The organism is Trinickia sp. Z7 (assembly GCF_056498045.1).
In genome coordinates this window covers 12,059-27,600 of record NZ_JAUEQW010000002.1, presented here as the reverse complement: position 1 = coordinate 27,600, position 15,542 = coordinate 12,059, and the positions used below count along the sequence as shown (strand labels likewise).

The following is a 15,542-nucleotide window of genomic DNA, read 5'->3' as shown; positions in this document are numbered from 1 at the left end:
GGTCCTCGGTTGTGGATCGTGCGAGTTTGCGCGTACGATGCACCAGTGAAAAGAACCAAAATCAGGTGAAATGACTAGGCCATCGTCAAAGCTCACGCAGCGCGAAATACTTCGGAGTGCGTCGATTTCCCCCATCGACCGGCGAACGCGAGTGCCGCTCGCACGCCAAATCTACGAGCGCATCTTGATGGCGATCGAGACCGGCGTGCTCGCGCCCGGGGCACGCGTGGCGTCAGCGCGAACGCTGGCGAGCGAGTTGGGCGTGGCGCGCGGCACGGTCGAGGCCGCGTACCAGAGGCTGGCCGGGGAAGGCTATCTATTGGCGCGCGGGCCGGCCGGGACGATCGTCTCGCCGCATCTGCCGCTCTCGTTGCGTGACGCCCGCACTCACACCCCGGCGCCGGCGAGGCGGGCCGCGACGGCGCCCAAGCCGAAGGCGCCCGCGTCACAGTCGCGGCGGGCTCGTTCGCCGCTGCCGCCGCCCTTGCCTCTGCCGCTTCAACTGGGCATCCCCGCGCTCGATGCATTTCCGCGCAAGGTGTGGGCAAGGCTCGCGGCACGCCGCGTTCGGACCACCTCGACAGCCGATCTCGGGTATGGCGATCCGTGCGGGGAGGCCTCGCTTCGGCAGGCCATCGCCGCATATTTGCTCGTGTCGCGCGGCGTTCTGTGCAGCGCGGATCAGGTCTTCGTCACGACAGGCTATTGCGCCTCCCTCACGTTGGCGGCGAGCGTGCTGCTGCGGCGTGGCGATACGGTATGGATCGAAGACCCGGGCTATCCGCCCACGCGCACGGTGTTGGAACGCGGATCGTGGATTGCCCACCCGATTCCGGTGGACGCCGACGGCCTGATCGACGCGGCCGGCCGAGAGCAAGCGCCCGACGCCCGAATGGCGGTGGTGACGCCGTCGCACCAAGCGCCGCTGTGCGTCTCGATGACGGTATCGCGCAGGCTCGCGTTGCTCGACTGGGCGGCGCGGGCGAAGGCTTGGATATTCGAAGACGACTACGACGGCGAGTTTCACTACGCCGGGCCTACCTTGCCCGCGCTCAAAAGCCTCGATGCGCGCGACCGCGTCGTCTATGGCGGGAGCTTTTCGAAAGTGCTGTTCCCCGCGCTATCGCTCGGGTACGTGGTCGCCCCGAAGGCAACCGCACCCGCATTCGAAAGCGCGCTTCGCGCGGCGCCCAGCCGCGGTTCGCGCTTGTTGCAGGAGACGGTGGCCGAGATGCTGACGGCAGGGCACTTTGCCCGTCATTTGAAGAAGATGCGATCCCTTTATGCGCGGCGTCGCGCTTGGCTGGTGCAGGCATTGCGCGAGGCGCTCGGCGAGCGGCTGGAGGTCGACCCGACCCGTGGCGGCATGCATCTGGTCGTGCGCATTCGCGCACGAGTTGGGGATCGCACGCTGGCGCGCCGGGCTCAAAGCGCGGGATTCGCGTGCCAGGCCCTCTCGGAGCGGTACGCGACGGCGGCGCCGCGTCGCGGCAGCCAAGGCTTACTGATGGGGTTCACGAACGTAGGATCGCCCGCGCAGGCGGGAGAGATCGCGCACCGCCTGCGCGATGCGTTTGCTATCGATTGAGGTTCAAACGTGCAGCGCAGGCGCTATCGGCGCAGCGCTCGGCGCACCGGCGAACGGCGCCACTTGCTTGCGGCGTTCGCGCGTGGGTGCGGTGCCGAACGCATCGCGATAGCTCTTGCTGAAGTGGCAGGCCGATTGGAAGCCGCAGGCCATCGTGATGTGCATGATGGACATGTCGGTTTGCAACAGCAGTTCGCGCGCGCGGCGCAGGCGTAGCGTCAGGTAGTAGTGCGTGGGCGTCATGCCCAGATGTTCTCTGAACAAGCGTTGAAGCTGGCGCTGCGACATGTTCGCGAGCCGCGCGAGCTCTTCGCGCGATAGCGGCTCCTCGATATTGTTCTCCATCAACGCAATGACTTCGAACAACGACTTGTTCGCGGACCCTAACCGTGCGACCAGCGGCATCCGTTGCTGAGCGCTCGTATCGCGGACATGCTCGACGATGAATTGCTCGGCGATCTGCGTGACGCGCGGCGTGCCGATTCGCGGCGCGATCAGGTGCAACATCATGTCGAGCGGCGCGACCCCGCCCGTGCAGGTGATGCGATCGCGATCGATGACGAACAGCTCCTTCAAGAAGCGCGTGCCGGGAAACTCTTCCTTCAGCGCGGACATGTTCTCCCAATGGATCGCGCACGCGTAACCGTCGAGCAACCCCGCGCGCGCGAGCGCGTAAGTGCCGGTGCAAAGGCTGCCGAGTGCGATGCCCGAGCGCGCGAAGCGGCGCAGCTCCGATAGATGCGTGTTCGTCGTCGCGTGTTGGACGTCCACGCCGCCGCACACGAACACGACATCCGGTTGCTGCTGGAGCGATGCGACCGGCGCCGTCTCGACGGCCAGGCCATTGCTGGCCGTGACCGGGCCGCCATCGGGACTCACGACGGTCCAGCGATAAAGCTCCTGGCCGCTGAGGTAGTTCGCCATCCTAAGCACTTCGACCGCGTTCGAGAACGCGATCATCGTGAAGTTGGGCAAAGCCATGAACGCGAAGTTTGAAAGCGACGCAGTGCGATCAGGCGACATGTGGGGTGTTCCTTCGAATCCGAATCGTGTGCTGCCGCTGGTCTTTCCGAGCCAAAGGCGCGTTTTCATTGTGGGTTCCAGGGCAACAAGCATGCCATACGGCTTAACCCTAGGATGCGCGGGCATGCGCTTTAATGTTGCACCGCAAACGTGCGTGCACTGCCCTGCAGTGGCGTTGATGCGAGATCGTTCGACGCCTAAATGGTGCGCGGCACCAAACGCAAAGCGGGTTCGATCGCGCTGCGACCAATGAGCGCGACCGATGGAGCGAGCGAGGCGACGACGGGCGGTGCCTTCACTTCCGCCGCATCCGGCCAAACTTGTCCAAAACGGACGCCCGTGTCGGAAAAGGCAAAGAACGCGTCTGAATTCGTCAATCCGCCAAATGGGCGAACGACAAGAATAGAGTCGTCGCCAACGAACGGCGGCGGCGCCGCAGCACAAGCGCGCCGCGCCATCAATACGGACCCGCCATGTCGAATACAGAGCCGATTTTCACGCAGACACTTGCCGAACGCGATGCGCCCGTGCGCGCGGCGCTCCTTCGCGAACTCGAGCGACAACAGTCGCAGGTCGAGCTGATCGCATCGGAGAACATCGTTTCCCGGGCCGTGCTGGAAGCGCAAGGTTCTGTGCTGACGAATAAGTATGCCGAAGGCTATCCGGGCAAGCGCTATTACGGCGGGTGCGAATTCGTTGACGAAGTGGAGTCGCTCGCGATCGAGCGCGTCAAGCGATTGTTCGGCGCCCAGTTCGCCAATGTCCAACCGCACTCGGGCGCGCAGGCGAACGGCTCGGTCATGCTGGCGCTCGCCAAGCCGGGCGACACCATCCTGGGCATGTCGCTCGACGCGGGCGGCCACCTCACGCATGGCGCCAAGCCTGCGCTTTCGGGCAAGTGGTTCAACGCCGTGCAGTATGGCGTGAGCCGCGACACGATGCTTATCGATTACGACCGCGTCGAGGCGCTGGCCGACGAACATCGCCCGAGCCTGATCATCGCGGGCTTTTCCGCGTACCCGCGCGCACTCGATTTCGCGCGCTTTCGCGCCATCGCCGATCGGGTGGGCGCGAAGCTGATGGTGGATATGGCGCACATCGCGGGCATCATCGCGGCGGGGCGCCACGCCAATCCGATCGAGCATGCCCATGTCGTCACCTCGACCACGCACAAGACGCTGCGGGGCCCGCGCGGCGGCTTCGTACTGACCAACGACGAAGACATCGCGAAAAAGATCAACTCGGCCGTGTTCCCGGGGCTGCAAGGCGGGCCGCTCATGCATGTGATCGCGGGCAAGGCCGTGGCTTTCGGCGAGGCGCTCGAAGACGGCTTCAAGCGCTACATCGATCGCGTCTTGGCCAACGCGCAGGCGCTGGGCGCGGTGCTGCGCGAAGGCGGCGTCGATCTCGTGACGGGCGGCACCGACAATCATTTGCTGCTCGTCGATCTGCGGCCGAAGGGCCTCAAAGGCACCCAAGTGGAGACTGCTCTCGAGCGCGCCGGCATCACCTGCAACAAAAACGGCATTCCGTTCGACACCGAGAAGCCGACGGTGACCTCGGGCATTCGCCTCGGTACGCCCGCGGGCACCACGCGCGGCTTCGGCACGGAGCAGTTCGAGCAGATCGGCCGCTTGATTCTCGAGGTGTTCGAGGCGTTGACGCACCACCCCGAGGGCCACTCGCAGACCGAGCAGCGCGTGCGGCGCGAGATTTTTGCATTGTGCGAGCAATACCCGATTTATTGAGGCGCCCGCGAGTTGGACGCTACACCTTTAGCGGCTCATACCGATTTTCATTGCATTAGCCCACGCCCGGAGCAATCGATGTCTACTTTGCACGAGAACAGCATCATCATCGACGGCTTGAACATCTCCAAGTTCGAACGATCGGTTTTTGAAGACATGCGCAAGGGCGGCATCACGGCCGCCAATTGCACGGTCTCGGTCTGGGAGAGCTTCGCCAAAACCGTCGACAACATCGCGCTCATGAAGCAGCAAATTCGCGAGCACGCGGAAATCTTGACGCTCGTGCGCACGACCGACGACATCGCACGCGCGAAGCGCGAGAACAAAACCGGGGTGATCCTGGGGTTTCAGAACGCGCACGCGTTCGAGGACAACCTGGGCTACATCGAAGCCTTCGCCGATATGGGCGTGCGCGTCGTGCAGCTTTGCTACAACACGCAAAATTTGGTAGGCACGGGCTGCTATGAGCGCGACGGCGGCCTTTCCGATTTTGGCCGCGAAGTCATCACGGAGATGAACCGCGTGGGCATCATGGTCGATCTTTCGCATGTCGGCGGCAACACGTCGTCGGAGGCGATCGCGTTCTCGAAGAAGCCGGTTTGCTATTCGCACTGCTTGCCGTCGGGGCTCAAGGAGCATCCGCGCAACAAGAGCGATGCGCAGCTGAAGGAAATCGCCGATGCCGGCGGCTTCGTCGGCGTCACGATGTTCGCGCCGTTCCTCAAGCGCGGCATCGATGCGACGGTCGAGGACTATATCGAAGCGATCGACTACGTCGTCAACTTGATCGGCGAAGACGCAGTCGGCATCGGCACCGATTTCACGCAAGGCTACAGCGTCGATTTCTTCGATTGGCTCACGCACGACAAGGGCCGCTATCGCCGTTTGACGAACTTCGGCAAGGTGGTCAACCCGGAAGGCATCCGGACCATCGGCGAATTCCCGAATCTCACGGCCGCGATGGAACGCGCAGGGTGGAGCGAGACGCGGATCCGCAAGATCATGGGCGAGAACTGGGTGCGCGTATTCCGCGACGTGTGGGGCGCGTGAGGCGCCATTACCGATTAGTCGATTAGTCAGGAACCTTTCTCATGCAACCGCAACTTCCGATCAACGTCGATCCCGATACCGGCGTATGGACGACGGACGCGCTGGCAATGCTCTACGTGCCGCGTCATTTCTTCACGAACAACCACGTTGCCGTGGAAGAGGCGCTGGGACGCGAGGCCTATGCCGACATTCTCTACAAGGCAGGCTACAAGTCGGCCTATCACTGGTGCGATAAGGAAGCCAAGCAACACGGCCTGAGCGGCATGGCGGTATTCGAACACTATCTGAAACGCCTCTCGCAGCGCGGCTGGGGGCTGTTCAAGATCTCCGAGGCGGACCCGGCGAGCGCGCACGCGCGGATCGAGTTGCGTCATTCCTCGTTCGTGCTCGCCCAGCCCGAGAAGGAAGGCAAGCTTTGCTACATGTTCGCCGGTTGGTTCGCCGGGGCAATGGATTGGGTCAACGATACCGATGCGAGCGGGCGCAAGGGCCCCCGCTCGCAATCGAAGGAAACGCAATGCGCCGGCGAAGGGCACGAGTACTGCGTGTTCGAGGTCTCGCCGCTTCCCCATTAATACGACGCTCGTCGTCGCAGCTACAACGCGTCAAGGCGTTACGGCAGTAAAGCTCGTCACAGAATTCGTTCGAGGTCGATCGACATGCGCTACCCCCATCTGTTCAAACCGATGACGCTGAACCAACTGACGCTGCGCAATCGCATCGTCAGCACGGCGCATGCGGAAGTCTATGCGGAGCCGGGCGGCCTGCCCGGCGATCGCTATATCCGCTACTACGAGGAAAAAGCGAAGGGCGGCGTGGGCTTGGCGGTTTGCGGCGGCTCGAGCCCCGTGTCGATCGACAGCCCACAAGGCTGGTGGAAGTCGGTCAACCTGGCGACCGATCGCGTGATCGATCCGTTGAACCGGCTTGCCGAGACGATGCACCGCCACGGCGCGAAGATCATGATTCAAGCGACGCATATGGGTCGTCGCTCCGCGTTTCACGGCGAGCATTGGCCGCACCTGATGACACCCTCCGGCGTGCGCGAGCCCGTCCATCGCGGCAATGCGAAGACGATCGAAGTAGAAGAAATTCGCCGCATCATTCAGGATTTCGCCGCTGCGGCCAAGCGCGTCAAGCAGGCCGGCATGGATGGGATCGAGATCTCCGCCGCGCATCAGCACTTGATCGATCAGTTCTGGAGCCCGCGCACGAATTTTCGCACCGACGAGTGGGGTGGCAGCCTCGCCAATCGCCTGCGTTTCGGCGTCGAGGCGTTGACGGCCGTGCGCGAAGCCGTCGGGCCCGACTTCGTCGTCGGGTTGCGCATGTGCGGCGACGAGTTTCACGAGGACGGTCTCGATCACGAACAATTGAAGGAAATCGCGCATGCGATGGCCGAGACGCGCCTCATCGATTACCTCGGCGTGATCGGCTCGGGCGCCGATACGCACAACACGTTGGCGAACTGCATGCCGCCGATGGCGCTGCCGCCCGAGCCCTTCGTGCATCTGGCGGCCGGCATCAAATCGGTGGTCGATATCCCCGTCATGCACGCACAAAGCATTCGCGACGCGGGCCAAGCCGAACGGTTGCTGGCATCGGGAATGATCGATCTCGTGGGCATGACGCGCGCGCAAATCGCGGATCCGCATATGGTCATCAAGATCCGCGATGGGCGAGAGGACGAAATCAAGCAGTGCGTCGGCGCGAATTATTGCATCGACCGGCAATACAACGGCCTCGACGTGCTTTGCGTGCAAAACGCCGCAACCTCGCGTGAAGCGACGATGCCGCACGTGATCGAGAAATCGCGCGGGCCGAAGCGCAAAGTCGTGGTCGTGGGGGCGGGGCCGGCCGGGCTGGAGGCGGCGCGCGTCGCGCGCTCGCGCGGGCACGACGTCGTACTGTTCGAGAAGAACACTGAAGTCGGCGGGCAGATTCTGCTCGCTGCGAAAGCGCCGCAGCGCGAGCAGATGGCGGGCATCGTGCGCTGGTTCGATATGGAGACCAAGCGTCTGGGCGTCGACCGCCGTTTGGGCGTCGAGGCCGACGACAAAGCCATCCTGGCGGAGAAGCCCGACATCATCGTGCTCGCCACGGGCGGCCGTGCGTTCTCCGACCAGGGCGCACAGTGGGGTGTGGCCGAAGGGCTGGCGGTCAGTTCGTGGGACATCCTCTCCGGGCGAGTCGAACCGAAGCAGAACGTGCTCGTCTACGACGGCGTCAGCACACATGCTGGCGCGGGCGTGGCCGATTTCATTTCGAGCCGCGGCTCGAAGGTCGAGATCGTCACCCCCGACGTGAAAGTTGCCGACGATTGCGGCGGCACGACTTTCCCGATCTTCTATCGGCGACTCTACGCTCAGGGCGTGATCCATACGCCGAACTATTGGCTCGACCGCGTCTACGAGGACGACGGCAAGAAGATCGCCGTGCTGCGCAACGAGTACACGGAAGAGCAGGAAGAGCGCGCCGTCGATCAAGTCGTGATCGAAAACGGTAGCACTCCTAACGATTCGCTCTATTGGAAGCTCAAGCCGGAGTCGCTCAATCGCGGGCAAATCGATGTGCACAAGCTCTTTGCCGCCGAGCCGCAGCCTTGCTTGTCCGAGGAATTGGGCAATGGCCGGTTCCTGTTGTTCCGCGTGGGAGATTGCATTTCGATGCACAACATTCACGGCGCAATCTACGACTCGCTGCGGCTTTGCAAGGACTTCTGATCATGAGCCCGGCATTTCTCATCACCGTGCTGCTTTGGCTGTCGGTCGGCGGGCTCGTCTTCGCCGTCGCCAAACGTTCGGCGTACTGGCGTCTCGGGCGAGCCACGACGCCTGGCGCGTTCGGTGTTTCGAACCTGTTCGCCATTCCCAAGCGCTATTTCGTCGATCTGCATCATGTCGTCGCGCGTGACCCGTATATCGCGAAGACCCACGTCGCCACGGCCGGAGGCGCGATCGCCGCGCTGGCGCTCGTGTTCGTCAACTATGGCCTCGCCATCTACTCGCCGTGGCTCGATAAGCTGATTTTCCTCGCGGCGCTCGCGATGCTGATCGGGGCGGTCTTCGTGTGGCGCCGTCGTCGAGCGAAGGACGTGCCGGCCCGGTTGTCGCGCGGCCCCTGGAACACGTTGCCCTGGCTGCTCGGCTCGTTTGCACTAGGTCTCGCGCTCTTTACGCTCGTGCCGGCCGCCGCGATGTCGCGGGGGTTCGCCGTGATTTGTGCGGTGCTGATCGGCGTCGGCGCATTTGCGATGACGATGGGCGCAGCCAAGGGCGGCCCGATGAAACACGCGATCGCCGGCTTGCTGCACCTGGCTTTCCATCCCCGCCAGGAACGCTTTGCCCAAACGCGGGAGTCGTACACCGGAAACGGCGAAGCAACGCCCCCGACCGCACTGAAGCTGCCCGATATCGAGCATCGCGACTATGGGGTCGAGAAACCGGTCGAGTTTCGCTGGAATCAATTGTTGAGCTTCGATGCGTGCGTGCAATGCGGCAAGTGCGAGGCAGCCTGCCCGGCCTTCGCCGCAGGCCAGCCGCTCAATCCGAAGAAGCTGATTCAAGACCTCGTCACCGGAATGGTGGGCGGCACCGATGCAACGTATGCGGGTAGCCCCACGCCCGGTATCGCGGTCGGGCGTCACGGCGGCCAGCCGAACGGCCCCATCGTCTCCGGCTTGATCGAAGCGGACACGATCTGGTCATGCACCACCTGCCGTGCATGCGTTCAAGAATGCCCGATGCTGATCGAGCATGTGGACGCCATCGTCGACATGCGACGCCATCGCACGTTGACCGAGGGCGACGTCCCGGGAAAGGCGCCCGAGGTGCTCGCCAATCTGCGCGAGACGGGGAGTGCGGGCGGCTACGACATCGCGGCGCGATATGACTGGGCGGTCGACCTGAACGCTCGCGTCGCACAACCGGGCGTAGCCGTCGATGTGTTGCTGATCGCCGGTGAAGGCGCCTTCGACATGCGGTACCAACGCACGCTGCGCGCGCTCGTCAAAGTGTTGAACAAGGCGGGAGTCGATTTCGCGGTGCTGGGCGGGGCCGAGGCCGACACGGGCGACGTCGCGCGCCGGTTGGGCGATGAAGCCACGTTTCAGCGCATGGCGAAACGGATGATGTCGACGCTGGGCGCGCTCAGCTTCAAGCGAATCGTGACGGCCGATCCGCACGTCATGCACAGTCTGCGCAACGAATACAGAGCGTTGGGCGCGCGCTATGAGGTTCAGCATCACACGAGCCTGGTCGCCGAGCTCGTGCAAGCGGGCCGCCTTTCACCGAAGGCCTCCGCCGCGTTGGCCGACAAGCGCATCACCTATCACGATCCGTGCTACCTGGGCCGCTACAACGGCGAAACGGAGGCGCCGCGCCGCCTGCTCAAATCGATCGGTATCAAGGTGATCGAGATGGAGCGCCACGGCATGCGCGGACGCTGCTGTGGCGGGGGCGGAGGCGCGCCGCTGACCGACATTCCGGGCAAGGCGCGGATTCCCGACATCCGCATGGCCGACGCCCGCGCGATCGGCGCGGAAGTGGTCGCCGTGGGGTGCCCGAACTGTACCGCGATGCTCGAAGGCGTGGTGGGTCCGCGGCCGGAAGTGCTCGACGTCGCCGAGCTCGTCGCCGCCGCGCTGGAGTGAGGCCATGAATAACGTCAAACGAATCGATCCGCGCCGGCCGTTCATCATCGCGCCATCGGGGCTCAAGCGCATCACGCTCGGTGCGGAACACATCGCGGGCGCCATGGACGAAGCGGCGCATGCCGCGTTGCATGGCGCCCATGCGCAGAAGGTGAAGCCGCGCCGCGTGCATGAAGCCGGCGCGCGCGCGCTGCTCGTCGCCGCGCACAGCGATCGCGGCGCGCTCGATGAGCACGCGCGGCAGGTGGTGGCCGCGGCGGCCATCGTGGCCGATGCGGCAACGGAAGTGATCTTGGTCGTGTTCGGGGAGTTGACGGACGATGCCGCCGCGCTCGGCGCGGATAGGATCGTCGAATTGCCTGAGTTGGCGCGGCCCGCATTCGCGCCCGATCGTGCACTCGCGGCGTTACGCGACTGCGTATCCGCGTTCGGGCCCGCGCATGTCCTATTGCCCGACAACGCCACAGGAGACGGCGATCTCGGCCGGCGTTACGCCGCGCGGGCCAAGGCCAGCATTGCGACGCACGTGGTCGAAATCGACGCCGAGCATGTCGGCTGCTATGTGCAGGCCGGCGCGTCGTTTGCGACGCGTGCGTGGCCCGACGTCATCCTGCTCGATCCCGAGGCCGTGGCGGTAAAGCTGCCGTTCGTCGGCGCCGGCGAACGCGTGGCGGCGCCGAGCACGGCCAACGCGCCGTCGGATGTGACGCGATATGTCGACCGAGGCACGACGCAACTCGACGCCGCACAAGTGGCGCTCGAGGAGGCCGATTTCATCGTTTCCGCCGGCAACGGCGTGACCGACATCGCCGCTTTCGAAGCACTCGCGAAAACGCTAGGTGCGGCGATCGGGGCGAGCCGAGTGGCGGTCGATAATGGCCACTTCACGCGCGACAAACAAGTCGGCGCGACGGGTAAGACCGTCAACGCGAGCGTCTATATCGCCTTCGGGATATCGGGCGCCGTTCAGCATCTGCAAGGGATCAAGGACTGCCGGCACGTCATCGCCGTCAATCTCGACGGCAGCGCACCGATCGTCAAGCGCGCCAATCTCACCGTGATCGCCGATGCGCAATCGACGATCGAGGCGCTGACGGGCCAGGTCGAGCGGGCCAAGCAAGCGAGTCATCTACCTGTGGTGCAGGCGAGCGGCAACGTTCGTGAAGGGGTCGCGGCATGAATACGATAGAGAAGCTGGATCGGATCGCCGTACTGGTTTCGGTGGGGCGCCACCGCGTGAGCGGGGTCTCGTGCTACAGCCGCAACGACGCCGCCGCGCTCGAAATCGCCCGCACGCTAGCGCAGAAACACGGCGCTCGGCTAGAGGTGCTGCATGCCGGGGACGCATCGAATTTGGCGTTGACGGACTATCTGGCATTGGGCGCGTCGCGCATCGACGTATTGGCCTGCAGCGATACCGACGACGCGGCGCTGCTGCTGGCGCGGCACTTGCGGGGCGTCCCGCTGGTCCTGACGGGCACCCGCGCGGAAGGCGCCTACGATACGGGCATGCTTCCGTATCGGTTGGCTGATGCCCTGGGATATGCGCTGGTCGAATCGGCGCTAGACGTTGCCGTTCAACGAGACGCCGTAGCGATCACGCAGTTCCTGCCGAAGGGCTTTCGTCGCAGCATCGAAGCGAGCCTGCCCGCCGTCGTCGCGGTCCATCCGCAGGCGGCCGTGACGCCGCGCTATGCGTATGCGCGCGCGGCGGCCGGCGCGATCGAGTCGCATCTCGAACCCGCTTTGGCCGACAGCGACGCGCACGCGTGGCGAATCGGGCCGGCGCAGCGCAAACCGATCAAGCTCGCCGCAGCTGAAAAGCGTTCCGGGCATGCGCGCATGTTGACGGCCACGACGACGGAAAGCCGTGGCGGAAACGTCGTAATTGAGGGGACTTCGGTCGAAAAAGCACAAGTGATCCTCAGTTATTTGCGAGAGCATCGACTCGTCGATTATTGAATCGAAAGGCCGCCCGGCCTCGAAGACACGAACTTAGCGACAAGCACTTGTACAGCAAGTCAAAAGCATCCGGAGCAGACATGACCGTATCCGCAGACATTCGCGCGCTCATCGAACGGCGCAAAAAAGGCTACAGCCTCGAAGCCCCGTTTTACCGTAGCGAAGAAATTTTCGCGCTCGATATGGAAGCGATTTTTCGCAAGCACTGGATTCATGTAGCGGTCGAACCCGATATCCCCGAGCCTGGTGACTACGTGACCGTCGAGCTGGCTGGCGAATCGGTGCTGATCGTGCGTGACGACGACATGTCGATCCGCGCATTCCACAACGTTTGCCGCCACCGCGGCGCGCGCCTGTGCAACGAAGAACGCGGCACGGTCGGCAACATCGTCTGTCCCTATCACAGTTGGACCTACAACCTGAGCGGCGCGCTGATGTTCGCCGAGCACATGGGCGAGAAGTTCGACCGCTGCAAGCACAGCCTGAAGTCGGTCCACGTGGAGAGTTTGGGCGGCTTGATCTTCATTTGCCTGGCTCCGGAGCCCCCCACCGATTTTTCGGTCATGCGCGCCGCGATGGAGCCGTACCTGCTGCCCCATGACCTTCCCAACTGCAAGATCGCGGCGCAAGTGGACATCATCGAGGAAGGCAATTGGAAGCTGACGATGGAGAACAATCGCGAGTGCTATCACTGCGTCGCGAACCATCCTGAGTTGACCGTCTCGCTCTATGAATACGGCTTCGGCTATCAACCGTCGCCGGCCAATGCCGAAGGTATGGCCGCATTTCAGCGCACCTGCGTCGAGCGCGCGGCCCAGTGGGAAGCGATGAGTCTGCCGTCGGTCGAAATCGAGCGGCTGAGCGATGTCACCGGTTTTCGCACCCAGCGCTTACCGCTCGATCGAAGCGGCGAATCGCAAACGCTCGATGCGAAAGTCGCCTCCAAAAAGCTGCTGGGCGAATTCAAGCGCGCCGATTTGGGCGGCCTGTCGTTCTGGACCCAGCCGAATTCGTGGCACCACTTCATGAGCGATCACATCGTCACCTTTTCGGTGATCCCGCTCTCGGCCGGAAAAACGCTCGTGCGTACGAAGTGGATGGTGCATAAGGATGCGGTCGAGGGTGTCGATTACGACGTCCCGAACCTGACGGCGGTGTGGAATGCGACCAACGCGCAAGACCGTACGCTGGTCGAATTCTCGCAGCGCGGCGCGGGCAGCAGCGCCTATGAGCCGGGTCCGTACTCGCCGTTCACGGAGGGGCTCGTCGAAAAATTCTGCGATTGGTATATCGGCCGCCTCGGCGCTCACGTCGGCGCCTAACGATCGGTCGGTCAGCAAGTGACGAGGCATAGCATGATGCGAGACGCGCAAACCTTAGAGCCGCAAGAAGGACGCCTCGCGCGCCCCGCATTCTGGCGCGCGCTCGGCGCGCCGTGGAGCAGCGACGACGAGGAAACGCTCGTCTGCTGCCAAGTGCGGCAGGAAACGCACGACGTGAAGAGCTTTTTCTTCATGTCGCGCGAGGGAAAGACCTTCTCGTTCGAGCCGGGGCAGTTCATCACGCTGGAACTGGAAATCGACGGCGAGACGATCAATCGCTGCTATACGATCTCGTCGGCTCCGACTCGCCCGCACACGATTTCGATCACGGTCAAGCGCGTGCCGGGCGGCAAGGTATCGAATTGGCTGCACGAGAACCTGCGCGCCGGCGACGCCGTGCGGGTGTTGGGGCCGGCCGGCGAATTCACGTGCGCGCGCCATCCCGCGGGCAAGTACCTGTTCTTATCCGCGGGCTCGGGCATCACGCCGCTGATGTCGATGAGCCGCTCTCACCATGAGCTCGGCGAAGATCGCGATATCGTTTTTATCCATAGCGCGCGTACGCCCGACGACATCATTTTCGCGCGCGAGCTCGATCTCATCGCGTCGAATCAGCAGCGTTTCCGGACGTCCTTTGTCTGCGAGCGCATTGGCCAGCGGACGAATTGGCCTGGCGTCACCGGCTTCCTGACGTTGCCTTTGCTTCGTTTGATCGCGCCGGATTTCATGGAACGCGAGATTTTCACGTGCGGTCCGGCGCCTTACATGAAGGCGGTGCGCGACCTGCTCGATGAAGCGGGCTTCGATCGCGCGCGTTACCACGAGGAAAGCTTCTCTTTCGATTCCCTTTCGCCTGCCGAGCAGGCCGCGGCCAGCGAAGGCGCGAGCGCGCCGGTGGAGGGCGAGGCTGCATCCGGCGAGACCCGATATGCCGTGACCTTCGCCAAGACTCACCGCGACATCGAGTGCGCCGCGAACGAACACGTGCTCGACGCCGCCAAGCGGGCGGGCTTGCGCCTGCCGTCGTCGTGCACGCAGGGCATGTGCGGGACGTGCAAGGTGAAACTGGTCTCGGGGCAGGTCGACATGCGCCACAACGGCGGCATCCGTCAGCGCGAGATCGATCAAGGGATGGTATTGCTTTGCTGCAGCAAACCGCTCAGCGATCTAGTCGTCGACAAATAGCGACATCCGGCGGTCGCTTGCGTGCAAACGCATGTCGGAAAACGCACTCACCGACGATTTTTGGCTATTCAATCTAAAGCCTGTATCACCCGCGCCGCGGATGGACGACCAGGAGAGACCACTATGAAACTGCTTCAACGATTGCTGCTGAGCGCCGCATTGGGCGCGGCGCTAGCGAGTGCGGCGCCGGCGTTTGCCGACGGTAAGCCGACCATCAAGATCGGTTACGTCGAAGGATGGGACGATAGCGTGGCGACGTCCAATGTCGCTGCGCAGGTCATCGAAAAGAAGCTCGGCTACCCGGTCAAGCTCGTGCCCGTAGCGGCCGGCGTGATGTGGGGCGGAGTGGCGCGCGGCGATCTCGACGCCACGCTGTCGGCTTGGCTGCCGGCCACGCACGGCGCGTATTGGGAGCAATACAAATCGAAGGTCGAGGACGTCGGCGCCAACTTCACTGACGCCAAAATCGGCTTGGTGGTGCCGGTCGACGTCAAAGCGACGACGATCGCCGATCTCGAGGCCCAAAAGAGCGATTTCAGCGGACGGATCGTGGGTATCGATGCGGGCGCGGGCGTGATGAAGAAAGCGGACGATGCGATCAAGGCATACAACCTCAGCTATCAATTGATGCCGAGCTCGGGCAGCGCGATGACGGCCGAGTTGGCACGCGATATCCATGCGAACAAGCCGATCGTCGTGACGGGCTGGGCGCCGCATTGGATGTTCGCCAAATGGAAGCTCAAGTTCCTGGAAGATCCGAAGAAGGTGTTCGGCGGCGCGGAGCATGTGGACAGCGTGATCAACCCCGAACTCGACAAAAAGGCGCCGCAGGTGGTCGAGTTCTTGAAGAAGTTCCAGTGGAAACCGGGTGAGATCGACAGCGTGATGCTCGCGGCGCAGAACGGCACGAAGCCGGAAGAAGCGGCCAAGGCATGGGTGTCGGCTCACCCCGATCGCGTCGCCAGCTGGGTGGCGGACGTTAAGTAATCCTAAGAATTGAGTGTCCCTGTACG

At 63.6% G+C, this 15,542-nt stretch carries 11 protein-coding genes and 2 pseudogenes; 12 read left to right on the top strand and 1 reads right to left on the bottom strand.

Annotated elements, in window-relative coordinates; all coding sequences use genetic code 11:
- Positions 1-151: 151 nt before the first annotated feature.
- Positions 152-1,588 carry a MocR-like pyridoxine biosynthesis transcription factor PdxR gene (gene pdxR / locus QQS38_RS04210; RefSeq protein ID WP_479644124.1) on the top strand — a complete coding sequence of 479 codons (1,437 nt, stop codon included), beginning with the start codon at positions 152-154 and terminating at the stop codon, positions 1,586-1,588.
- A gap of 3 nt (positions 1,589-1,591) precedes the next feature.
- On the opposite strand, the gene QQS38_RS04205 is transcribed toward pdxR, so the two are convergent.
- On the bottom strand, positions 1,592-2,611 hold the full coding sequence (locus QQS38_RS04205; protein WP_479644123.1) for a GlxA family transcriptional regulator: 1,020 nt from the start codon (positions 2,609-2,611) through the stop codon (positions 1,592-1,594).
- 473 nt (positions 2,612-3,084) lie between these two features.
- On the opposite strand from QQS38_RS04205, the gene QQS38_RS04200 reads away from it, so the two are divergent.
- From QQS38_RS04200 to QQS38_RS04150, 11 genes and pseudogenes are all read left to right on the top strand, one after another.
- On the top strand, positions 3,085-4,359 hold the full coding sequence (locus QQS38_RS04200; RefSeq protein WP_479644122.1) for a serine hydroxymethyltransferase: 1,275 nt from the start codon (positions 3,085-3,087) through the stop codon (positions 4,357-4,359).
- A gap of 78 nt (positions 4,360-4,437) precedes the next feature.
- Positions 4,438-5,409, top strand: coding sequence for a dipeptidase (locus QQS38_RS04195; protein ID WP_479644121.1), 972 nt, complete (start codon positions 4,438-4,440; stop codon positions 5,407-5,409).
- Positions 5,410-5,450: 41 nt separating this feature from the next.
- Positions 5,451-5,984 carry a DUF5943 domain-containing protein gene (locus QQS38_RS04190; RefSeq protein WP_479644120.1) on the top strand — a complete coding sequence of 178 codons (534 nt, stop codon included), beginning with the start codon at positions 5,451-5,453 and terminating at the stop codon, positions 5,982-5,984.
- An 84-nt stretch (positions 5,985-6,068) separates the two neighbouring features.
- Positions 6,069-8,132, top strand: a complete 2,064-nt coding sequence (locus tag QQS38_RS04185) for an oxidoreductase (RefSeq protein WP_479644119.1) — start codon at positions 6,069-6,071, stop codon at positions 8,130-8,132.
- Positions 8,133-8,134: 2 nt separating this feature from the next.
- Positions 8,135-10,060, top strand: a complete 1,926-nt coding sequence (locus tag QQS38_RS04180) for a (Fe-S)-binding protein (protein ID WP_479644118.1) — start codon at positions 8,135-8,137, stop codon at positions 10,058-10,060.
- A 4-nt stretch (positions 10,061-10,064) separates the two neighbouring features.
- Positions 10,065-11,240, top strand: a complete 1,176-nt coding sequence (locus QQS38_RS04175; protein ID WP_479644117.1) for an electron transfer flavoprotein subunit alpha/FixB family protein — start codon at positions 10,065-10,067, stop codon at positions 11,238-11,240.
- Positions 11,237-12,022 (top strand): electron transfer flavoprotein subunit beta/FixA family protein, encoded by a 786-nt coding sequence (locus QQS38_RS04170; RefSeq protein WP_479644116.1) that lies wholly within the window; start codon positions 11,237-11,239, stop codon positions 12,020-12,022. The genes QQS38_RS04175 and QQS38_RS04170 overlap by 4 nt, the downstream gene beginning before the upstream one ends.
- A gap of 80 nt (positions 12,023-12,102) precedes the next feature.
- Positions 12,103-13,344 carry an aromatic ring-hydroxylating oxygenase subunit alpha gene (locus QQS38_RS04165; RefSeq protein ID WP_479644115.1) on the top strand — a complete coding sequence of 414 codons (1,242 nt, stop codon included), beginning with the start codon at positions 12,103-12,105 and terminating at the stop codon, positions 13,342-13,344.
- 33 nt (positions 13,345-13,377) lie between these two features.
- A pseudogene (locus QQS38_RS04160) lies at positions 13,378-14,194 on the top strand (FAD-binding oxidoreductase); the annotation flags it as partial.
- Between the two features lie 77 nt (positions 14,195-14,271).
- Positions 14,272-14,529: pseudogene (locus QQS38_RS04155) on the top strand (2Fe-2S iron-sulfur cluster-binding protein); the annotation flags it as partial.
- A 123-nt stretch (positions 14,530-14,652) separates the two neighbouring features.
- Complete coding sequence (locus QQS38_RS04150) at positions 14,653-15,516, top strand: glycine betaine ABC transporter substrate-binding protein (protein ID WP_479644114.1); 864 nt, start codon at positions 14,653-14,655, stop codon at positions 15,514-15,516.
- Positions 15,517-15,542: the final 26 nt, after the last annotated feature.

Excerpts from the sequence above, each read along its gene's own strand:
- QQS38_RS04190 (WP_479644120.1), top strand. The coding sequence starts at position 5,451 with ATGCAACCGCAACTTCCGATCAACGTCGATCCCGATACCGGCGTATGG.
- QQS38_RS04200 (WP_479644122.1), top strand. The coding sequence starts at position 3,085 with ATGTCGAATACAGAGCCGATTTTCACGCAGACACTTGCCGAACGCGAT.
- QQS38_RS04165 (WP_479644115.1), top strand. The coding sequence starts at position 12,103 with ATGACCGTATCCGCAGACATTCGCGCGCTCATCGAACGGCGCAAAAAA.
- QQS38_RS04195 (WP_479644121.1), top strand. The coding sequence starts at position 4,438 with ATGTCTACTTTGCACGAGAACAGCATCATCATCGACGGCTTGAACATC.
- QQS38_RS04150 (WP_479644114.1), top strand. The coding sequence starts at position 14,653 with ATGAAACTGCTTCAACGATTGCTGCTGAGCGCCGCATTGGGCGCGGCG.
- QQS38_RS04185 (WP_479644119.1), top strand. The coding sequence starts at position 6,069 with ATGCGCTACCCCCATCTGTTCAAACCGATGACGCTGAACCAACTGACG.
- QQS38_RS04205 (WP_479644123.1), bottom strand. The coding sequence starts at position 2,611 with ATGTCGCCTGATCGCACTGCGTCGCTTTCAAACTTCGCGTTCATGGCT.
- QQS38_RS04170 (WP_479644116.1), top strand. The coding sequence starts at position 11,237 with ATGAATACGATAGAGAAGCTGGATCGGATCGCCGTACTGGTTTCGGTG.
- QQS38_RS04175 (WP_479644117.1), top strand. The coding sequence starts at position 10,065 with ATGAATAACGTCAAACGAATCGATCCGCGCCGGCCGTTCATCATCGCG.
- QQS38_RS04180 (WP_479644118.1), top strand. The coding sequence starts at position 8,135 with ATGAGCCCGGCATTTCTCATCACCGTGCTGCTTTGGCTGTCGGTCGGC.